This window comes from Bartonella sp. SL320 (assembly GCF_059687635.1).
In genome coordinates this window covers 1,765,410-1,785,969 of record NZ_CM185143.1, presented here as the reverse complement: position 1 = coordinate 1,785,969, position 20,560 = coordinate 1,765,410, and the positions used below count along the sequence as shown (strand labels likewise).

Here is a 20,560-nt window from a genome sequence, read left to right as displayed (position 1 = left end):
AGTGATATTATTTTTTGAAATTGAGCGTCTGTATTGAGTCGGTAGGATTATCTTCGTCAATGAATTGTTGACTCAAATCTTTATTTTTTTTCAATGCATCGCGAATAAGCTCATCGGTAAGCACTAAATGCGCATTTATGATATCACAAAAGGAAATAGAGGTGTACATGGCTTCTCCGTAAGCAGCTTTATCCGTATTTAAAATAAATCCATCTTGCGTAATATTGGTCAGTATTCCACGAAATTTTCGACGCCCATCAATGGTTATTTTTGTCTCAATTTTTGCAAGATGCCCCTGCCAATGAAAAAAATCAGATTTTCTTACCAATGGACGATCAATTCCAGGGGATGAGACTTCTAAATGATATTTGCGTTCAATAACATTTTCCACATCAAGGAGGGGGAAACAGTTCGACTAACAGTTTCACAATCTTCTACGGTCAAAGAACCATCAGCTCGTTCCACCATAATTTGAAGTGTTAAACCATTTTGTCCAAGAAGTTTTACACGAACCAAACGAAATCCTAAAGGTTTCAGCAGTGGTATGACAAGAGCCCCAACCCGTGCTTCAATACCATCTTCTTCAAACAAGCGAGGTTCGTCAAGATTGCTTATTTTTTCCGCTTCGTTCATAAATTTTATCCACGTTATTTCCATCAGTTTTATGATATTAAAAAAGAGCGGGTCCAAGGGCCCACTCTTCATCATAAGACCAAGAATTTAGTTATTAATACTCTTAAATTCAAAATTTTTCAAGTTGTTTATGAGAAAAGCACTCGATCATTTATTTCTTGATAAAGGTAAGATAGGCAGGTGTTCGTCCTTCCCGTAAAGCTTTTGCTTCATAGCGCGTTCCTCTCCATAGTGGATAAGGGGTTTTCCAGTCTTGGGGGCTTTCTGCTTTCCACTCAAAGTGATCATGATGTGCACAGTGATAAAGGGTCCAGTTTATATAACTGTCTATATCACTAGCAAAGCGAAAAGCTTTCCCTATTTTAAGAACGCGAGCAAAACGGTTAAGATTTTTTATGTTAATGAAACGTCGTTTCCAGTGTTTCTTTTTCGGCCAAGGATCAGGATAGAAAAGATCTATTCCATCAAGCGAATTATCAGGAAGCCAATCAAGCAGGCGTGTAGCATCATCATTATAGAGGCGAAGATGGTTTTGATAATGTGTATGCTGTTCAAGAGACAACAATATTTTTGCCATGCCATTGATAAAGGGCTCGATGCCGATAAAACCGGTTTGCGGAAAATGTTCCATTTCATGGAGTAAATGTTCACCGCCACCAAAGCCGATTTCAAGTCTAATTTCTTTTACTTTACTCGCAAATAAGGATGTAAGGTCTGAGGGAGGAGGGACATTTAAATCAATATTAAAATGAGGGAGAAGCATTTTTAGACGTGCAAGCTGATTGTTTCGTAGCTGCTTTCCTTGTCGGCGTCCAAAAAAGGCTTCACTTTTGCGTGTATTATATTTAATCATGAGATTTTGATTATTTCTTGAAGCGTTTTTACGAGATCAGTTTTTTCCCATGAAAACGAACCATCATGCTTTGGTTTTCGCCCGAAGTGACCATAAGCAGCTGTTTTTGTGTATATTGGTTTATTAAGGTCAAGATGTTTTCGAATTCCTGTAGGGGAAAGATCCATTATTTTGCGAATGGCCGCTTCAATAATCTTTTCATCGACTTTTCCTGTTCCATGCAGATTAAGATAAATCGATAAAGGTTGTGCAATACCAATTGCATAGGAGAGCTGAATGGTGCATCGTTCTGCTAGATGAGCAGCAACAATATTCTTAGCCAGATAACGTGCTGCATAGGCTGCAGAACGGTCAACTTTTGTCGTATCTTTTCCTGAAAATGCACCGCCTCCATGGGGAGCTGCACCTCCGTAAGTATCCACGATAATTTTTCGTCCTGTTAATCCGGCATCACTTTGGGGACCACCAATGACAAATTTTCCTGTTGGATTAATATACCAACTGCATTGAGCTGAAATAGGGATATCATGTAAAGCTTGACGAATATAAGGTTCAACCACTGTACGGACTTTATTGGAATCCCAACTTTCATCGAGGTGCTGAGTTGAAAGAACGATGGATGTTACCTCTATTGGTTTTCCGCCTTTATAGCGTATAGTGATTTGACTTTTAGCATCCGGTCCTAATTTTCCAGTTTCGCCTTCTCCTTTATGACGAGCTGCAGAAAGAAGTTTGAGAATCTTATGCGCATAATAAATTGGTGCAGGCATCAGGTCAGGCGTTTCACGGCAAGCATATCCAAACATGATACCTTGATCACCTGCTCCTTCTTCACCATGCCGATCCATTGCATTATCAACGCCTCTTGCAATGTCAGCAGATTGAGGACGCAAAAGAACATCAATTTTAACAGTTTTCCAATGGAAACCTGCTTGTTCATAGCCAATGGAACGGATAGCACGGCGCGCTGCTGTACGAAAACGCGTAGGGTTAATGAGTGGACAGCCAGTTTCATCATAGATAATTTTTTTATCTTTATCTTTTTTTAAGAGCGTATCAGGAACACGTACCTCACCGGCGATAACAACACGGTTGACACTGACGAGAGTTTCACAAGCAACACGGACTAACCATGGATCAGTACCGGTCTTTTGTGCTTCTTTATAGACCATATCAACGATTTCATCGGAAATACGATCACAAATTTTATCAGGATGCCCTTCCGATACCGATTCGCTCGTAAAAAGATAATCTTGATGCGGCATAGGAACTCCTTCAAAAAAGAAAACCAACAATTCAATTAATTGCCTACTAAAGCTGCTCCGGTTTGCTCATTCCACAGCAAATCGACAATGCAAATTTATATGAACAAGAGAGAAAAAATATAATTTTAATTTTATAGCTTATCTGTCAAATCTTCCTCAGAAAGTGCTTTTGCCAAGTCAATGATTTTGCGACGCACTTTAGCATCAGATATATTCGTAAAAGCCCGCATGAGCTGAATACCTTCGCTACTAGAACAAAAGTCCATAAAATTGTGTTCACTTTCAGCAAAACCCTCTACTTGTTGAGAGGTAAGACCCTTATCAAAAAAGTAAGAAACAGGAACATCCATAATTTCTGCTATTGCTTGAAGGCGACTGGCACCAATACGGTTTGTTCCTTTTTCATATTTTTGGATTTGCTGAAAAGTAATGCCTAATTTTTCACCTAATTTTTCTTGAGTAAGTCCCAAAATATTACGACGTAAACGGATACGCGTTCCAACATAGATATCTATAGGGTCAGGTTTTTTTCTAGTTTCGGTCATAATGCAACTCTTTAAATTTCCAGCACTTTTCTTTTAAACCAACATCAAATTTATGCGAAGTTGATTTATCATATAATTAAATAATTATGTAATATTTTTTCCCAATATTACTGGTAAACGCAACATAATACCGTACAAGGAGCACTTGAATCATTTAAGCTGTTTTGTAGAACCAAAACCAATACGACACAATAGCATAAGAATGAATAAGATAAAAGTAGAGAAAGTTCTGTATTCATTGCTTCCTATAGGGGTAATGGATGGTGGAACTTCTGAATCAATAATGCCCACAACATTTTGTTGAAGAGCTACAACGATTCGTCCATAAGAATCAATAACAGCTGATATTCCATTATTCGCTGCTCGTATGAGTGGGATACCTAATTCAATGGCACGAAGCTGTGCTTGTTGAAGATGTTGATAAGGCCCCGGTGTTACACCAAACCATGCATCATTTGTGACATTAATGATTGCTTGAGGAGAGGGGCCTTTAAAAGTCATTTCATGGGGAAATATTGCCTCATAACAAATTAAGGGCAGATAAGAAAATCCGTTTGGCATTGTAACAGTTGTGCGCACATGTGCAGCGCTATATCCACCAATATTATCAGCGAGAATATGTAAGCCAATTTTTTTCAATAAATTTTGATAGGGAAGATACTCACCAAAAGGGACCAAATGAAGTTTATCGGAAGTATGTACAATATTACCTTGAGCATTGATGACGGCAATTGTATTGAAATATTGTGTTTGGGAACGAGGGGGATCATCACTAGCGCGTACCGCTCCGATGATAGCCCATTGTTTTGGTTTTAAAAGAGAGGCAATGTGCATCGTGATAGATGAGTTATCATAGAGAAGGTAAGGAACGGAAGCTTCAGGCCATATGATAAAATCGGGTTCTGGATTTTTACCCGTTACTGGTTTTGCACTCAGATTCATGTGCGCTTCCAACACAGTTTCTCGTGTATTATCATGCAATTTTATATTTTGTGGGATAGAGGGTTGAACAATGCGCACCCAATAATTGCTTTTTTGATCTTCAGCTGTATTCTCTATCGTATGGAGGCGATAAAATCCAAAACCACTGTGAAGGAATATAAGTGATAAGCAAAGAGAAAGAGCAACCTTCTTTTTTTCATCTGTTAATAAAACTGTGGGTAAACTATAGGTTAAGACAGCAAGAATATTCATTCCATAAAGTCCCACGATTGCATCAGATTGCATGAACATCGGGGTTGGCATAGCTGTATAGCCAAGAGAATTCCATGGAAATCCTGTAAATAAGAACGCACGCAACCATTCGGCCAATCCTAAGGCAAAGGCTAAAACAAAAAAGCGTGCTATTCCTTTTGTCCATAATAAACCGACAATGAAACCAGAAAAAAACCAATAAAGAGAAAGGTAGAGAGGAGGAAATACAATGGCTAGTGGTACGGCCCAACCAAAAGAATCTGGATCTGTCAACAAAGCATTGCAGAGCCACCAAAGTCCGCAAATAAAATAACTAAAACCAAAAGTTCCACAGCTTAAAGCATAGGTAAAAAAATATTTTTTATTTTTTGGGGAGGCTTGTATTGAGTCAAGTAAAACAACAAAAATAGGAAAAGTTAGAAAGCAAAGAGGTGTTAAATAAAAGGGTGGAAGTGCAAAGGAAGAAAGAGCACCACATAGAAATATCCATGCCTGCCTCTTCCAGCCGGTAACAGAGCGCAAAAAAACGATGAAATTATTTAAAGGCGCTCGACTATTCTTTAGAGATGGCATTGTTTTCAAGATTTTCATTTTCTGGAATGCGAAAAATGCGCAACCGCTTAATTCGGCGTTTATCAGCTTCTAAAATACGAAATTTATAGCCAGGGACAGCTTCGACAACTTCACCTTTTGCAGGAATACGATCAAGAATAGAGACAATTAAACCACCAATAGTATCAACCTCATCACCATATTCTCCTACGATAAAATCAGGTCCAAGAGCTTTCTCCACATCTTCTAGTTCGGTTCTTGCATCAACAAGCCATTTATTGTTGTGTTCGCGTACGATAGCATTGTCGACATGATCATGTTCATCTTCGATATCACCAACGACCAATTCAACAATATCCTCCATTGAAACGAGACCATCTGTTCCGCCGTGTTCATCAATAACTAAAGCCATTTGTGTTCGCGTGGTTTGCATCCGTGTTAAGAGCTTGCTTGCAAGCATAGAACTGGGAACAAAGAGAACGGTTCGGATCAAATCCAATTCACCGATTGGGGTATGTAAATCTGTGTGATTTAATTGAAGCACATCAGATTTTTGTTCGGTTTTTGTAGGATTGATAATAAAGCGAGTCATATAATTTAGAATATCACGGATATGGATCATGCCGCGTGGATCATCTAAAGTTTCAGCGTAAACAGGTATGCGAGAATGACCAACTTTTGCGAAACATTTAAGGGCATCTCCAAGTGAAGTGTTTATTTCCAATGCTTCGATTTCAGAGCGAGGGATCATAACATCATCTACGCGTGCTTCACGCAAACGCAAAATATTATGCAACATAGTCCGTTCTTCAGGTGAGAAGAGAGCTGTATCTTTTTCATTATTAGTTGCAAGTGCAACGGTAAGATCATCGCGCAGTGATGTAGGTGCACAATTACGACCCCGTAAGAATGAAAACAAATGATTTATCAGGGAATATTTTTCTGTATGATTCGTCTGTTGAGAGGGATCTTTTTCATTATTAGAAGATGTTTGACGACTATTTTGTGTATTTGTTTTGTTTGTCATGGTTTTGCAATCTTCTAAACTTTCTTCTTATAACTTTTTATAATAAGTGAATGAGAGGTTTTAAATGGTATACTCATAATATTAATGTTAAAAGTTAATTTCTATCATTTATAGGCAATTCAGTATAAGGATCTTTGATGGAGAGCTTTTGTAGAATTTCTCTTTCAAGCGTTTCCATTTGATGTGCTTCATCATCGGTTTCATGGTCATAGCCAAGCAGATGCAAGACACCATGAACGATCATATGCGTTAAATGGTCTTGAAATGTTTTTCCTTGTTTTTCTGCTTCGAGAACAACAGTTTCTCGCGCGATGATAATATCACCCATCATGGAATTCGGAGGATTCCCAGCTTTAATTGGAAAAGCTGGAAAGGATAATACATTGGTGGGTTTGTTTTTACCACGCCATTGTGCATTGATTTGTGCCATATGTTCATCATCCGTAAAAAGCAGGCTAATCTCGCTTACAACATTTTCCAATGAAACATGATGCATCGTTGTCGTTAATGCTTTTTCGGTGATATTATAAAGCATTTTCTCATCATTCCACCCTGCGCTTTCAACCATTATATCAATAATAATCATGATCAATCAAATTCATTTTTTAATGGATCACACGCGATTGATTTTTTTTTATTTTGTATTTCAGAATCACGATCATAAGCATGAACGATAGCAGCAACAAGTGGGTGGCGTACAACATCTTTTTCATCAAAGCGCACAATTGCAATATTGTCTACATTTGAAAGAATGCGGATGGCTTCAATAAGACCTGATTTTTGCCCTATAGGCAAATCAATTTGGCTTACATCACCGGTAACGATCATACGTGTTCCTTCTCCAAGACGTGTAAGGAACATCTTCATTTGCATCGGTGTTGTATTTTGTGCTTCATCAAGAATAACCGCGGCATGGGCAAGCGTTCGTCCACGCATAAAGGCAAGAGGAGCAATTTCTATGACACCAGAAGTTAAAACGCGTTCTATTTTTTCAGCAGGCATCATATCATAAAGAGCATCATAAAGTGGTCGTAAATAGGGGTCGACTTTTTCTTTAAGATCACCGGGAAGAAACCCCAGGTGTTCTCCAGCTTCAACAGCAGGACGTGAGAGAATAATCCGCTCAATGATACCACGTTCTAGAAGCATTGCAGCATGAGCAACAGCAAGATACGTTTTTCCTGTTCCTGCTGGTCCTACACCAAACACAAGTTCAGTATGCTCCATTGCGCGTATATAAGCATCTTGTGTTGGAGTCCTTGCATGAATTATTTTTTTATGGGTACTCAACTTTGCTGGTATACGTTTCGGTGCAGATTTGTGTGTTATTGTGTCTTCTTTCTGCTTTTGCGGTATACTCGCCATAGCAATCACCCCTTTTATATCTGATAAAGCGAGCTCTTGATGTGTTTTGGCACGTTCATAAAGCTGCTGCAATACATATCGTGCACGTTTTATAACAGAAATATTTCCATGGATTAAGATTTCATTGCCACGTGGATGAATACTAAGGCCAAGTTTTTTTTCGATATAAGCGAGATTTTCATCAAATTTACCAAAAACCGCTTTTGCATATTTATTATTTTCAAAAACCAAAATAACTTGGCTCGTATCTGAAGCGCTTTCTTGTTTCAAGGGATCAATCTTTTTAATGTCAGCATTTATTTTTTCTTTAACGCGCTTTATTTTTTCAGTTGAAGCTTTCAGCCTATATTCTCCATATCTATATAAATATTACATATTTTTTTGAGTAAACTTTATAAAAGACGAGTTTTTTATAAAAGTGCACGCTTTAGATGTAATCATTTTCTTTTAAAATAAAAGAGTTTTCCAAAACCTTTATTATGAACAAGGTATTAGAGTCATATTTATCTATTTGTCACTTCACCGACAAAACTGTTTGAGCTTGTATTTTTAATATGAATTTCTATCACACTACCTGTAGAGGCTTCTGTATCCACAACAACAGGTAAAAGCCAAGGAGAGCGCCCTACCATTTGTCCTGAGTGACGTCCAGGTTTTTCAATAAGAACATCCGTTTTTTGACCAACCTTAGAACGCAAAAATGCATTTTGTTGCTCAAGAAGAAGGACTTGTAAATGTTGAAGACGGGCATCTTTTACAGATTCCTCAACATGATTTTTCATTGTGGCTCCCACGGTTCCAGGACGGGGGGAATATTTAAAAGAATAAGCTGAACTATATTGTACTTGTTGAATGAGCTTAATGGTTTCTTCAAAGTCTTCATCTGTTTCTCCTGGAAACCCTACAATAAAATCGCCTGAAAAGGCAATATCTGGCCGTGCAGCGCGAATTTTTTCGATAATATGAAGATAATGAGCGCTTTTATGTTGGCGGTTCATGGCTTTTAAGATGCGATCTGAACCAGATTGCACAGGCAGGTGCAGGTAAGGCATTAACATATCAAGATCTCGATGTGCAGCAATAAGGCTATCATCCATATCGCGCGGGTGGCTGGTTGTATAACGCAAACGCTTTAAACCATCGAGTTTTGCAAGATGATAAAGAAGATCACCAAGGCGCCAAGTTTTTCCATCAGCACTTTGTCCATGCCAACCATTAACATTTTGTCCAAGCAGCGTAATTTCTTTAACACCCGCTTCAATGAGTTGACGGGCTTCCTCGGTAATTTGTTCGACAGAGCGCGATATTTCAGCACCCCGCGTATAAGGAACAACACAAAAAGTGCAAAATTTATCACACCCTTCCTGGACTGTTAAAAAGGCACTAACACCCCGCTTTCTGACTGCACGTTTATTATGCGGCGGTAAATGAGCAAATTTATCTTCAACAGCATAATCCGTTTCGATAACTTTTTTACCTTGTTTGGCTTTTTCTAATAATTCTGGCAAGCGATGATACATTTGCGGACCAATAACGAGATCCACTGTTGGAGCGCGACGCAAGATTTCACTTCCTTCAGCTTGTGCAACACAACCTGTTACACCAACAGTTAAGGGTTTATCAGGTGCTCGCTCTTGACGCATAACACGCAAGCGACCGAGATCAGAATAGAGTTTTTCAGCTGCTTTTTCACGAATATGACAGGTATTAACAAGAATAAGATCGGCATCATTGGGTGTTTGTGTTGTCACATAGCCTTGAGCACTGAGACTATCAGTCATTCGTTGGCTATCATAAACATTCATTTGACACCCATAGGTCTTGATAAAAACCTTTTTAGGAGCAACAGGAGGCGTATTTTTAGGATTTACTTTATTCATAATACCTGTCTAAATGTTTTTTACATAAATCTCAATCTATTTGCCTAAAAGTTTTTTGCATGATGATTGCATCACCGCGACCATTTTTTGACGGATAGTAGGCAAGACGTTTAGAAATTTTTTGAAATTCGAAGCGTTTATAAAGATTTAAAGCAGAAAGGTTGGTGGTTTCGACTTCCAAGAATAATTTTATAGCGTGCTTATCGCGAAGATGGCGAAGTGTATGATCGATAAGCAAAGTACCTATTCCTTGTTGACGATAATGAGGATGGACCGCAATTGTGATAATCTCTGCTTCATCAAGAATGAGACGGCATAGGCAAAAACCTACAATCTGATCAGATTGATCAATGAGAAAGACTTTGTATCCAAAGATAGAGTGATCTGTTAAAAAGTTATCAAAAGCTTGTTTCCCCCAAGCAGGGGTAAAGCAATGTTGATGAATTTGATGGAGAGAAACACTATCATTAACGTGTAGTGGAGCAATTCCAAAATGCTTTTTTGTCAATGAAACTTCGGACATACTTTTTTTCGTGGTAAAGCAAAATCGGTTTGTTGTTTTGCATCAGCACTGCGTAGATAGAGAGGACGAGGTGAGTTTTGTGGTTGTTTGTTTGCCGCAAGATAAGCATAGTTCACAATATCTGCTGCTTCGCAAGGGATGTTTTCTAGAATAATTTTTTCGTTTATTTTATGGTTTTTAATATGCTCCATAACGATATCAGCCGCTGGACCAGTCAGTTGGGTTTTGTGGGGTAAAACTTCGAGGATATTTTCAAGTGTTTTTAATCCTGGCTCTCCCAAAGGTGTGAGATCATGATGAAAATTTTGATGGTAGAACATCTCTCTTCCTGCCTCAATGACAACAGTAATTGCTGATGCAGTATTTTTACGGGTTGCGACTTGTGCTGCTAAAGCTTCAAGGGCACTCACTCCAATAGTTGGTATTTCAAGTGCCAATGCCAAAGCGCGTGCTGTAGCAACACCAACACGGACACCAGTAAATGATCCAGGTCCAACATTGACAGCAATACGCTCAACTTGATCAAGTGTCATATGAGCTTGTGTCATTATTTGTGTAATCTGCCCAATAAGTCTTTCAGCATGTCCTTTATTCATGCGCTCATTGATATGCGCAAGAACAGACTTATGATGAACGAGCGCAACAGCACAATAAATTGAAGCAGTATCGATAGCAAGAATAAGCATAAAAATATTTTAATTGAATAAGACAAAAGGTCTACTGTATTTTTAATCTCTTTTAGTATCGTATAGTTCATTTGTAAAAAAGTTACTAGTGCCAATAAGCAACAATATCTTTTTATGGAATAGGAGGAGATGTTGATTTGATCCCTATTTATTTTTGTTATTAATATATTGATTTTGTACACGCTGTAAGGTTCTAATTATACCCTTCATGGGGAATAGGGGCGTAAAAGGGAGTTGATGTGTCTTAAGAGTTTTTTTACCAGCATGTAAATGAGCAGCTTACATATGCTTTATTCTGTTTTGGGGGGAGCCTTTTCGTAAGCGTTTTGACCTTATTAAAAAGTATATTTTGTCAATTTTTGATAAAAATTTTAGCTTTATGAAGGCAATGATGAAAGAAATTATATTATTTTTATGTATAATGTATTTTGATCTTCCTCCATTGCAAATTATTATGGCTTGAAAAGCCAGTTTGATAATCCTCATTGAATATCGAATATCACGGCTCTTCCAATTTTTCGTATAGAATAATGAGCAATTTTTTAAGTTTTACAGGTTTTATGAAAGAGCTGATTCAACATTGGTGTGTCTCTGGATTAATTATATGGTTATGCTCTGTTGAAAAAAGAAATAATAATATTTTAAAATATTATATGATTTAAATCATGCAATTGTATCATGATAAGGCTACAAATACCGAGAATAATTATAGAGCAGGTTGAAGCCAAAATGACGCGCCATCCTGCTTTTTTTAATGAGCGTATATCAACACCTAAACCTAATGCAGCCATTGAAATGACAGTGAATAACTGAGCAATAAACTTGATGGGAACAAGAGCTGTTTCGGGGATAAGACCACTTGAGCGGATTAGCATCATACAAATAAAGCCAATAATAAACCATGGAATGAGAGTGTGTAAGCCAAAGCGTGTCTGTGCTGATCTGTGATAGATGAGTGAGAGGGTAAAAATAACAGGACCTAACATGAGAACGCGTACCAATTTAACAACAGTTGCAATTTGAACACTGGTGAAAGAAACAGATGCAGTTGCTGCTAAAACTTGTGGTACAGCGTAAACAACCATGCCGGCAAGCACACCATATTGGTTAAAGGATAAATTCAAAAATGGATGTGCAAAAGGGAGAAATAAAATAATAAGAATTCCCAAAAGAGCTGAAAAAGCAATTGATGCAGCAACCTCTTCATGTTTTGCTTTAATGACAGGGGCAACAGCAACGATAGCGGAATTTCCACAAATAGTGTTTCCGCAGGCAACGAGTACTGCTAAATGTGTAGAAAGTCCAAAAATTCGACCGATGATAAAGCTAAGAATAATGGTTACAAATATAATGAATACAATGCTTGCCAGCAAACTCCAACCAGTAGCAAGAACAGCATGAATGCTAATGCTTGCTCCTAAAAGGACAATAGCAATTTCAAGAAGTGTTTTGGCACAAAAAGTTATACCTTTTTGAAAATATATTGGTATCGTAAAATAATGACGGATAATAGATCCTAAGAGAATTGCTAAAACAAGACTTTCAAGCCATGCTTGCTCAAAAAGCTGTTTTTCTAAGAATTCTAAACCATATGCTAAAGCTGATATAAGTAAACATACTAAAATACCAGGGTAAAAGTCGTTTAGAAGTGAGAGGTTTTTCTTCAGTATTTGAATATTCCTCATTATTAAATAACTAAAGATTTAAATAAAAAACTTTTACAGGTTTGTTCTTGCTTGTACGGCTGCCGCTAAAGTGCCATCATCAAGATAATCGAGCTCGCCTCCTACAGGAACACCATGAGCAAGTCGCGTAATTTTAACCGAAAAATTGGAAAGCTGATCGGTGATGTAGTGAGCGGTTGTTTGTCCTTCAACAGTTGCATTGACAGCAAGAATAACCTCCGTAATTGGGTTTTGTTCAATACGTTGTATTAAGGTGGCAATGTTGAGTTCGTCAGGACCTATTCCATCTAAAGGGGAGAGTCTTCCACCCAAGACATGATAACGTGCAGCGAGAGTTTTTGCACGCTCAAGAGCCCACAGGTCAGCAATATCTTCCACAACGATGATTGTTGTATCATCGCGGCGTGGGTCAGTACAAATTGAACAAGGATCAATGGTATCGATATTGCCACAAACAGAACAAATGCCGACTTTTTCTATAGCACCTTGTAATGCTGCTCCTAAAGGCTCCATCAAAGTTTCCTTTTTTTTAATAAGATGAAGAGCAGCACGACGCGCTGAACGCGGACCAAGACCTGGTAACCGTGCTAAAATCTGAATGAGACGCTCAATCTCAGGTCCTGCAATGTATTTAGACATATATTTTGTTCCATGGGAAAAAGCTGTTTTATTAAAATGGCAGCTTGAAACCTGATGGGAGCGGTAGCCCTGCTGTCATGCTCTTTGTTTTTTCTTCTAGTGCGCTATCAATTTTTGTTCTTGCTTCATTATAAGCTGCCATGATGAGATCCTCAAGAATTTCAGCTTCCTCAGGTTTGAGTAATGAAGGATCAATTTGAATGGCTGTTATAATATTTTTGCCATTTAAAGTAATACTGACGAGATCACCCCCTGCAGTGCCGGTAGCTTGCAGATTAACCATTTCCTCTTGAATTTTCTGCATTTTCTCTTGCATTTCTTTGGCTTTTTTCATCATGCTCATCATTTCACGCATAGGAATAGGTATCCTTATTCATCGTTATTATCATTTTCATTTTTAAAGAGATCAGTATTTTTAAAGGTATCAGAGGTTAAATCAAGATCATTTTCTTCTTTGTTGAGTCGAATATCGACAATTTTTGATTCTGGAAAATGGTTGAGGATTTTTGCAATATCAGGATTTGTCTCTGCATTGGAAAAAAGTGTCTTTTGAATCGCGATACTTTCTTCCTGTAAGGTTGGACCGCCTCCTTCATTAACAAAAGTTATCACATAGCGTTTTTCAGCCCATTGAGAGATTTTTTTTTCGATATCATGGGTAAGAAAGCGTGGAGTATTTTCAGAAAGCCTTAAGGTAATATGCCCGTCTTCAAAAGAAACAGGATGAACAAATTCTTTAATAAGGAGTTTGAAAGGAACATCATTATGCTGTTCGGCTAATTTAACAATATCGTGCAAAGAATTAATCGCTAGAGTCTTAGGTTTAGTAATTTCTTCTGTTGTTTGCGTGGCTAGATGCGATGAATTTGCACTCTTTTCAGAAAGATCAACAGCTTGGGAAGTTTCAAGAGTTTCCATTACTCCAGGAGCGTTAGTGTTTTCAGGAGTTTGAGTCTTGATTAAGTTTTCCGGTTGTAAGGAATGATCTAATTGGTTTTTTAAAGATGGTGTTAAATCTGATTGCTCTGTTGATGGATTGGAAACGCTTGAGGAAGCATGGACATCAATTGTTGTTTCCTTTGTTGTGTTATTGATATTTGTGGATTCTTGATGAGAAGAATTTGTAACGAGAGTGAGAGGTGTTTTTTCTTGCGTAAGCTTTTTTAAAGCTTCATCAAGAGTGGGGAGGTCAGCCGTGTGAGCAAGACGAATTAAAAGCATTTCAGCAGCTTGAAGTGGACGTGCAGTTTGATTAATCTCTTGTAAGCCTTTGAGTAACATTTGCCAGTTTCTGGATAAAACAGGAACGGAAAGTTTTTTTGAAAAATCTAAACTTCTTAAACGTTGTTCTTCAGTCAGTGAAAAATCTTCCACTATTTCTGGTGTAAAGCGTAATCGTGTGACCAGATGATTAAAATCAGCTAGTTCTGTCAATATCGTAAGAGGATCAGCGCCTGCATCATATTGACTGCGTAATTCATGTAATGCATGGACAACATTACCCTTCATGATAAATTCAAAGAGATCAATAATACGTGCTTGATCCGCTAATCCTAGCATTGTACGCACTGCAGTGGCATTAACATTGCCATTGCTATGGGCAATGGCTTGATCAAAAATAGATAATGCATCACGGACAGAGCCTTCTGCGGCACGAACAATCATAGAGAGTGCTTGATCTTCTACTTCGACCTTTTCATATTGCGCAATTTGACGCAAATGCGCACTCAAAGCTTTTGCTTCAATCCGTCGCAAATCAAAGCGTTGGCAACGCGAAAGGATGGTAATAGGAACTTTGCGAATTTCTGTTGTGGCAAAAATAAATTTTACATGTGACGGTGGCTCTTCAAGCGTTTTCAACAAACCATTAAAGGCTTGCGTTGAGAGCATATGAACTTCATCGATAATATAAACCTTATAGCGAGCAGAAACAGGACGATAGCGTATTTGTTCAATAATTTCACGAATATCGTCAATGCCTGTATGAGAAGCGGCATCCATTTCTATAACATCAATATGACGTCCTTCAATAATTTGGGTGCAATGTTCACCAAGAGAGTCTAAGATAGTTGTTGGTTGGTCAATATCTTTCGTTTTATAATTGAGTGCACGTGCCAAAATCCGTGCTGTTGTTGTTTTACCTACACCACGAATCCCAGTTAACATCCATGCTTGTGCAATGCGACCTTTTTCAAAAGCATTAGTAAGAGTACGCACCATAGCTTCCTGACCAATGAGGTCAGAAAAGTTTTGAGGTCGATATTTGCGGGCAAGAACACGATAGGCTGTCTCTACCGGTGCGTTTTCCATGAATGTTTCCAACTTCGAAGTTCTTTATGCGCACATTTTGATCATACACAAAGGATAGGTCAATACTGCACTTTCATATAAAAGGATTTTTTTTCAATCAATTTATTTTTTATGGGATCATTTGCTAAAAATAACCCAATCCTTTTATTTGCTGCACACAAATGAAATCCTAAAGATTAAATACATTGCTAAAAGAGAGCATGAAAATAACCTCTTCAACAAAATAGGAGGCCGGCACGATGACCCGTACCAGAACTCGTTGGGGCTGCTTCTTTCCAGACCTGACCCAGTTGGCGAGTAGTTCGTCCACCACCAACCTCCCAAATTTATATTGTCGATTTGGCATGAAAAATCAAGCTCAGAAACGAAAAATATCATAAGAACAAGAAATAATTTTTCTTTTACGTTTAATGTATGGGCATAATAAATAGCAAAGAGGGTGAAATTTTACCAGTTTCCATAGCAGAGTAGCTTTTCATATGATATTCAGTATAAAATCTTTTCTCCGTTTAAGATAATCTGCACGCATGACTATGCTCATTTTCTCAAACCTGTGAGAGTTTTAGGATAGATATGTCTGTTAAAAAAGCCTAAACGAATGTGATTTAAAATGAAATTGGGTTTCTAGCGCTCATAGAACTAAAAAAATACAGCGAGGATTTTTCGTCTATAGACCTAAAATAGTGGCACTTCTCTTTTTTATTTGAGTGATTGATATAAATGCATTTTATAATGCTTTAGCTGATCTATTACGAAGGAAAAGCTTGTTTTACAGATTTAAAAATTAGCCTAATGGTAGAGAATATACAACAATGTAAATTGCGACAAAAACTTTTTAAATATTTACTTTCTATACCATAAAAAACTTCTTACAAATCCAGCTTTAATAATTCGTCATATATTGGATTTTAAAAAAGCTAAAAAGCAAGAAAATTTGCTAAAACTTAGATGTTGATAAAAACAATTATTAATCATAATCTCCTGTATCACAGTTTGTTCCAATAACTTTTTTCTTTGTAATATTTTTAAAAATATAATTCCCTGATGAAGGAAAGCTGACCTGAAGAGATTTTATATTTTTCAATGTAAAGATCTTCTTTTCTTTATCATGGGTTATTTTCTTTTTATCATCAGCAACAATTTTCAATTTGTCTAAGTCAGAAGGAGAAGAGTACGATAAAGTAAAGGATACTTTTTTCGGTTTAAATACCTCGCAAAAATATTCAGCTCCTTGACGGACGATATCGGAGGGGATAATTGTAACACTTTCATCTGGCGCAAAATTCCACTCTCTCTCGCCAAATCCAGCAAATGCAACGCTAGAACATGCGAGAATATTGGTAGCTAATAACCCTTGCGTGAAGATTTTTTTCATTATCCTCTCCTTTTTTCTTAAAGCTTAATGAAGCATAAATCAGTTTTTATAAATAGGAAAGTTCAAACGGCATACAAAGAATATGATTAAATGGCGAATATGATTAAAGGACAGTATATAGTTTTATAAAAAGAACGTTGAAAATGATCTGAATTCAAGAGATTTGAATGATTTATTTATTATCGCAAATATACGCTGATGATAAGTTAAATTTTTTATGTGCTAATTTAGAAGTTCGTTATTTTTATTGGAATAAAATGCCATAGAAAATGATATGTTGTCTGAAAGCTCTTTCTTTTCTATGAGGGAAAATGGAAAGTATAAATGCTTTCATTTTCGCTTATTGTTTTTCTTTACAGAGCTCTTTGTATGCATTGAATTGCTATTTATCATAATGTCATGTGTCAAAAAACATTATCGAAGCAATTGATATATTCTGTTATAGAATTTATGACTCTTTTTCTTTTTGCTTTAGCTTCATAATGAAGCACATTTAGCAAAAAAAACGCGTCTCTCTAAAACACATTCCATGATAGGACTTTTAGGATATTCTTCGATATCAGCAAAAAATGATGGTGTTTTTGTTGCTTTTATATATGCGACGTTCGATCATTTTTTGCTGGATAAGTACCGATAATACGCATTTCGGCAGAAAAGAACGACAATTCTTCTAAGGCAAGTTTCATCATGGGATCTTCAGGATGTCCTTCAATATCCACAAAGAATTGTGTTGCATTAAAATTTCCACCAATTTGATAGCTTTCTAATTTTGTCATATTGATACCATTCGTTGCAAATCCTCCCATGGCTTTGTAGAGAGCAGCAGGGACATTCCGCACTCGAAAAAGAAGACTGGTGATAATTTTTTCACCATTTGTAGGTTTGGGGACATGTCGTTTGGATCGCGAAAGAATGACAAAACGTGTAATATTATGAGGGTTATCTTCAACATCTCTTTCAAGAATATCAAGCCCATAGAGCTCTGCTGCGATCAGAGGTGCTAAGGCTGCTTGTGAACGTTGAGCACTTTTTTTAACAAATTTTGCAGCTCCAGCCGTGTCTTCAGAAACAATTGGTTTCCAACCATTATTTCGTATGATTTTTCGGCATTGTGCAAGGGCATGCGTATGGCTGTGAACGGTCTTAATTTCGTCATGTGTAACACCGGGCAAAACCATGAGTTGAAAGTGGATAGGTAAAAAATATTCATCAATAATATAAAGGGATGATTGCGGTAAAAGATGATGAATGTCTGCAACGCGTCCAGCAAGAGTATTTTCAATAGGGATCATAGCAAGATCAGCTTTTCCGCTTTCCACTAAATGAAGGGCGTCTTCAAAAGTAGCAGAGGGAACAGCCTCCATATGAGGAAACATATTGGAGCAAGCAATATGGGAATTAGCACCGTATTCCCCTTGGAAAGAGATTTTATTGTTTTTTTTGAGTGTTTTCATGCTAAAATCTTACGTACTCTATCGAGATCACGTTGTGTGTCCACACCTAAAGGAATCGTATCGACTATTTCCACATCGATCCGCATATTATGTTCTAATGCACGTAATTGTTCAAGCCTTTCACGTTGTTCGAGACAGGAGGGTTGGAATGATACAAATTTTTCAAGTGCTTCGCGCTTATAGGCATATATTCCAATATGATGATAAAGAGGACCATCTCCATAAGGGGCTGTGGCGCGCGTGAAATAAAGAGCTCGCAGGCGATTTTGAGAAAGCGGTGTTCCAATAATTTTGACGACATTAGGATCTCTTTTTTCATCTTCCTCAATGATTTGAGCTCCCAAGGTTGCAATATCGGTAAAGCTATCTTCTAAAGGGCTTAGCGCACTGATGATTTCATGAGGCATTATCGTTGGGAGATCACCTTGTATATTCAAAATAGCATTATAACGTTGTTCAGGATCAATGCGCATTAAAGCCTCATAAATGCGATCAGAGCCAGACTTATGATCATCTCGTGTTATGAGATATTCATGTCCATATTCTGCAACTGCTTTAGCAATATCATTGTGATCTGTGGCAACGATTGTACGCCCTATTGCCGCTTTTTTAGCCTGTTCTACGACATGAACAATCATCGGCTTTCCTGCGATTTCAGCAAGGGCCTTTTGAGGCAGACGGGTTGAGCCCATACGAGCAGGAATAAGAATAATTGGTTCAAGAGCCATTGCAAGATTCCAAATGTCATTTGTGATACATTTATGATGTTGTGTGTTATAAAGAAAAAGCTTAAACTTAAAATGGTAATGAAACCGTGAACATTTGAGTTTTTATGAAACGCTCGAGAGCTATCTATTTTATTTGCGCGTGTTTATGTGTGTTTGTCATTGTTGTGGGAATTTCCACACTCAGTGATATAGTTTATGACCATTCCACATCCGTTAAATATCATCATACCGTTGCTCAGAATAATACATTTAAAGAAGAACAGAAAAACCCCGTAGTTTCACTATCACTCAATGATCGCCTTCAGCAAGGAAATCTTGAAAATGGGCGCAAAATTTTTCGTCAATGTGCCCTATGCCATACTTCTGGACGCAATCAAGCAGGGCGTGTTGGTCCTGTTCTTTGGGAGATTGTGAACCGTCCTTTGGCATCAGCAGCAGGTTTTGCCTATTCACGGGCATTGCGTGCGCATTCTGATCAAAAATGGGATTTTGTAACGTTAGATCGTTATCTGCATTCTCCACGTCAAGCGTTTCCTGGGACTATTATGTCATTCCGTGGCATTAAAAACGACCAAGACCGTGCGGATCTTTTGCTTTATTTGCGTAGTTTATCCGATCATCCTGTTCCCATACCAAGGGATAATGATAAAGCGAATGAGCCAAGCTAAAATCATAGATGCTCACTTTAGAAAGAAATGCGCTGTTTTTTGTAATTTGGTTCTCAAGGCTTTATCATAAGGATCTTTATTGATGTTTTGATAGGAAAAAGTCTTTCACACAAAACAGAACACTCTTCGCGTCGCACATTCATCCGCTTATTTTAAAGAGATTTTTTCTACAAGAGGTCTTCAATATTTATGATAAATTTAAGCGTTTCGATTGTTTACAGCATTTCGATGATTTACGGTAAAACATCAGTATTCCAGTTTCAATACACATCGTGAGATGTCTTGAAAATGAAGAGGGATAAAATCATGTTTCTCCAAGCTTTTTATTCGCTTAAGGTATTTTATTTAGAATTTTTCCGCCTATAGGTAATAACATTAAATTGCGCTAATAATCCGTTATAGAGTAGAACCTTTCCTACGAGGGGCTCTCCGGTGTTTGTGATTATTTTAATCGCTTCCATGGCTTGTAGGGTTCCAATAACGCCGGGTAAAACACCAATGATTCCAGCTTCAGCACATGTTGGAATAGTTCCGGGAGCCGGAGGAGTGGGGAATAAATCGCGATAGTGAGGGTTATTATCTTTATACGGCATAAGGACGGTTAATGAGCCATTAAAACGTTCTACAGCGCCACTTATTAAAGGCTTTTTGCATTGGGCTGCGTGATCAGCAAGAAGATAGCGTGTGGTAAAATTATCGCTTGCATCAACAATGATGTGGTAGGCATTAAGCAGTTTATCCACATTACTTTTTTCTAAGCGTAGGGTGTGTTTCTCAACCATAACATGAGGATTTATTGCTTTTATAGTGGTTTCAGCGCTGTCTGTTTTGTTTTGGTTTATTGTATTTGTGTTATGAATCACTTGGCGTTGTAAATTAGAAAGTGAAACAGTATCGTTATCAACAATTCCAAGGGTTCCAACACCTACAGCGGCCAAATAAGTTAAGACAGGCGCTCCAAGACCACCAGCACCCACCACAAGAACACGCGCTTTTTTGAGCTTTTGCTGCCCCGCACCACCAATTTCAGGTAAAATGATGTGGCGTGCATAGCGTTCGATTTCTTCGTTATTGAATTTTGTCTCTGTTTCTTGTGTCATGAATTTTCTCTTGTCATCGTTCTTTTATTGTTTACTAAGTTTATAATGCATAGACCAGTCTGCTTTTAGAATAGGGAG

General features: G+C 37.7%; 19 protein-coding genes, 1 other RNA gene and 1 pseudogene. 1 reads left to right on the top strand and 20 read right to left on the bottom strand.

Features of this window, described 5'->3' with window-relative positions:
* Nucleotides 1-7 precede the first annotated feature (7 nt).
* The 19 genes and pseudogenes from rimP to AC6ER8_RS07255 all read right to left on the bottom strand — a co-directional run bounded on the left by rimP (nt 8) and on the right by AC6ER8_RS07255 (nt 18,714).
* Nucleotides 8-657 (bottom strand): annotated as a pseudogene (gene rimP / locus AC6ER8_RS07345) (ribosome maturation factor RimP).
* A gap of 127 nt (nt 658-784) precedes the next feature.
* Entirely contained in the window at nt 785-1,486 is a 702-nt protein-coding gene (locus AC6ER8_RS07340; protein WP_497078046.1) for a tRNA (guanine(46)-N(7))-methyltransferase TrmB, read from the bottom strand.
* On the bottom strand, nt 1,483-2,751 hold the full coding sequence (metK, locus tag AC6ER8_RS07335) for a methionine adenosyltransferase (RefSeq protein ID WP_497078045.1): 1,269 nt from the start codon (nt 2,749-2,751) through the stop codon (nt 1,483-1,485). Before metK ends, AC6ER8_RS07340 begins: the two co-directional genes overlap by 4 nt.
* Before the next feature lie 131 nt (nt 2,752-2,882).
* Nucleotides 2,883-3,296 (bottom strand): helix-turn-helix domain-containing protein, encoded by a 414-nt coding sequence (locus AC6ER8_RS07330; protein WP_497078044.1) that lies wholly within the window; start codon nt 3,294-3,296, stop codon nt 2,883-2,885.
* Between the two features lie 150 nt (nt 3,297-3,446).
* Nucleotides 3,447-5,081: an apolipoprotein N-acyltransferase gene (lnt, locus tag AC6ER8_RS07325; RefSeq protein WP_497078043.1), complete on the bottom strand. Its 1,635-nt coding sequence runs from the start codon at nt 5,079-5,081 to the stop codon at nt 3,447-3,449.
* Nucleotides 5,044-6,069, bottom strand: coding sequence for a hemolysin family protein (locus AC6ER8_RS07320; RefSeq protein WP_497078042.1), 1,026 nt, complete (start codon nt 6,067-6,069; stop codon nt 5,044-5,046). The genes lnt and AC6ER8_RS07320 overlap by 38 nt, the downstream gene beginning before the upstream one ends.
* 94 nt (nt 6,070-6,163) lie before the next feature.
* Nucleotides 6,164-6,655: an rRNA maturation RNase YbeY gene (gene ybeY, locus AC6ER8_RS07315; RefSeq protein WP_497078041.1), complete on the bottom strand. Its 492-nt coding sequence runs from the start codon at nt 6,653-6,655 to the stop codon at nt 6,164-6,166.
* A 2-nt stretch (nt 6,656-6,657) separates the two neighbouring features.
* Nucleotides 6,658-7,776, bottom strand: a complete 1,119-nt coding sequence (locus tag AC6ER8_RS07310; protein ID WP_497079667.1) for a PhoH family protein — start codon at nt 7,774-7,776, stop codon at nt 6,658-6,660.
* Between the two features lie 161 nt (nt 7,777-7,937).
* A complete protein-coding gene (miaB, locus tag AC6ER8_RS07305) occupies nt 7,938-9,314 on the bottom strand; it encodes a tRNA (N6-isopentenyl adenosine(37)-C2)-methylthiotransferase MiaB (protein ID WP_497078040.1) in 1,377 nt (458 codons plus the stop codon).
* 31 nt (nt 9,315-9,345) lie between these two features.
* Nucleotides 9,346-9,837: a ribosomal protein S18-alanine N-acetyltransferase gene (gene rimI, locus AC6ER8_RS07300; RefSeq protein WP_497078039.1), complete on the bottom strand. Its 492-nt coding sequence runs from the start codon at nt 9,835-9,837 to the stop codon at nt 9,346-9,348.
* Complete coding sequence (gene tsaB, locus AC6ER8_RS07295; protein ID WP_497078038.1) at nt 9,819-10,523, bottom strand: tRNA (adenosine(37)-N6)-threonylcarbamoyltransferase complex dimerization subunit type 1 TsaB; 705 nt, start codon at nt 10,521-10,523, stop codon at nt 9,819-9,821. Before tsaB ends, rimI begins: the two co-directional genes overlap by 19 nt.
* A 641-nt stretch (nt 10,524-11,164) precedes the next feature.
* A complete protein-coding gene (locus AC6ER8_RS07290; RefSeq protein ID WP_497079666.1) occupies nt 11,165-12,193 on the bottom strand; it encodes a YeiH family protein in 1,029 nt (342 codons plus the stop codon).
* 48 nt (nt 12,194-12,241) lie between these two features.
* Complete coding sequence (gene recR, locus AC6ER8_RS07285) at nt 12,242-12,847, bottom strand: recombination mediator RecR (protein ID WP_497078037.1); 606 nt, start codon at nt 12,845-12,847, stop codon at nt 12,242-12,244.
* A gap of 31 nt (nt 12,848-12,878) precedes the next feature.
* On the bottom strand, nt 12,879-13,202 hold the full coding sequence (locus tag AC6ER8_RS07280) for a YbaB/EbfC family nucleoid-associated protein (RefSeq protein ID WP_497078036.1): 324 nt from the start codon (nt 13,200-13,202) through the stop codon (nt 12,879-12,881).
* 14 nt (nt 13,203-13,216) lie between these two features.
* Nucleotides 13,217-15,157 (bottom strand): DNA polymerase III subunit gamma/tau, encoded by a 1,941-nt coding sequence (locus AC6ER8_RS07275; RefSeq protein ID WP_497078035.1) that lies wholly within the window; start codon nt 15,155-15,157, stop codon nt 13,217-13,219.
* A 223-nt stretch (nt 15,158-15,380) separates the two neighbouring features.
* Nucleotides 15,381-15,478, bottom strand: an RNA gene (ffs, locus tag AC6ER8_RS07270) — signal recognition particle sRNA small type.
* A gap of 646 nt (nt 15,479-16,124) precedes the next feature.
* Entirely contained in the window at nt 16,125-16,532 is a 408-nt protein-coding gene (locus tag AC6ER8_RS07265; RefSeq protein ID WP_497078034.1) for a hypothetical protein, read from the bottom strand.
* Between the two features lie 590 nt (nt 16,533-17,122).
* On the bottom strand, nt 17,123-17,986 hold the full coding sequence (locus tag AC6ER8_RS07260) for a prephenate dehydratase (protein ID WP_497078033.1): 864 nt from the start codon (nt 17,984-17,986) through the stop codon (nt 17,123-17,125).
* Nucleotides 17,983-18,714, bottom strand: a complete 732-nt coding sequence (locus AC6ER8_RS07255; RefSeq protein ID WP_497078032.1) for a 3-deoxy-manno-octulosonate cytidylyltransferase — start codon at nt 18,712-18,714, stop codon at nt 17,983-17,985. The genes AC6ER8_RS07260 and AC6ER8_RS07255 overlap by 4 nt, the downstream gene beginning before the upstream one ends.
* A 104-nt stretch (nt 18,715-18,818) precedes the next feature.
* On the opposite strand from AC6ER8_RS07255, the gene AC6ER8_RS07250 reads away from it, so the two are divergent.
* On the top strand, nt 18,819-19,382 hold the full coding sequence (locus AC6ER8_RS07250; RefSeq protein WP_497078031.1) for a c-type cytochrome: 564 nt from the start codon (nt 18,819-18,821) through the stop codon (nt 19,380-19,382).
* A gap of 341 nt (nt 19,383-19,723) precedes the next feature.
* Here the strand turns inward: AC6ER8_RS07250 and AC6ER8_RS07245 are convergent, their stop codons facing one another.
* Nucleotides 19,724-20,482, bottom strand: a complete 759-nt coding sequence (locus AC6ER8_RS07245) for a molybdopterin-synthase adenylyltransferase MoeB (RefSeq protein ID WP_497078030.1) — start codon at nt 20,480-20,482, stop codon at nt 19,724-19,726.
* Nucleotides 20,483-20,560 lie beyond the last annotated feature (78 nt).

Bases quoted from the DNA above. Each gene is read 5' to 3' on its own strand.
- AC6ER8_RS07265 (WP_497078034.1), bottom strand. From the start codon at position 16,532: ATGAAAAAAATCTTCACGCAAGGGTTATTAGCTACCAATATTCTCGCA.
- AC6ER8_RS07340 (WP_497078046.1), bottom strand. From the start codon at position 1,486: ATGATTAAATATAATACACGCAAAAGTGAAGCCTTTTTTGGACGCCGA.
- AC6ER8_RS07250 (WP_497078031.1), top strand. From the start codon at position 18,819: ATGAAACGCTCGAGAGCTATCTATTTTATTTGCGCGTGTTTATGTGTG.
- AC6ER8_RS07255 (WP_497078032.1), bottom strand. From the start codon at position 18,714: ATGGCTCTTGAACCAATTATTCTTATTCCTGCTCGTATGGGCTCAACC.
- AC6ER8_RS07260 (WP_497078033.1), bottom strand. From the start codon at position 17,986: ATGAAAACACTCAAAAAAAACAATAAAATCTCTTTCCAAGGGGAATAC.
- recR (WP_497078037.1), bottom strand. From the start codon at position 12,847: ATGTCTAAATACATTGCAGGACCTGAGATTGAGCGTCTCATTCAGATT.
- AC6ER8_RS07330 (WP_497078044.1), bottom strand. From the start codon at position 3,296: ATGACCGAAACTAGAAAAAAACCTGACCCTATAGATATCTATGTTGGA.
- metK (WP_497078045.1), bottom strand. From the start codon at position 2,751: ATGCCGCATCAAGATTATCTTTTTACGAGCGAATCGGTATCGGAAGGG.
- AC6ER8_RS07245 (WP_497078030.1), bottom strand. From the start codon at position 20,482: ATGACACAAGAAACAGAGACAAAATTCAATAACGAAGAAATCGAACGC.
- AC6ER8_RS07280 (WP_497078036.1), bottom strand. From the start codon at position 13,202: ATGCGTGAAATGATGAGCATGATGAAAAAAGCCAAAGAAATGCAAGAG.
- rimI (WP_497078039.1), bottom strand. From the start codon at position 9,837: ATGTCCGAAGTTTCATTGACAAAAAAGCATTTTGGAATTGCTCCACTA.
- ybeY (WP_497078041.1), bottom strand. From the start codon at position 6,655: ATGATTATTATTGATATAATGGTTGAAAGCGCAGGGTGGAATGATGAG.
- lnt (WP_497078043.1), bottom strand. From the start codon at position 5,081: ATGAAAATCTTGAAAACAATGCCATCTCTAAAGAATAGTCGAGCGCCT.
- AC6ER8_RS07320 (WP_497078042.1), bottom strand. From the start codon at position 6,069: ATGACAAACAAAACAAATACACAAAATAGTCGTCAAACATCTTCTAAT.
- tsaB (WP_497078038.1), bottom strand. From the start codon at position 10,523: ATGCTTATTCTTGCTATCGATACTGCTTCAATTTATTGTGCTGTTGCG.
- miaB (WP_497078040.1), bottom strand. From the start codon at position 9,314: ATGAATAAAGTAAATCCTAAAAATACGCCTCCTGTTGCTCCTAAAAAG.
- AC6ER8_RS07275 (WP_497078035.1), bottom strand. From the start codon at position 15,157: ATGGAAAACGCACCGGTAGAGACAGCCTATCGTGTTCTTGCCCGCAAA.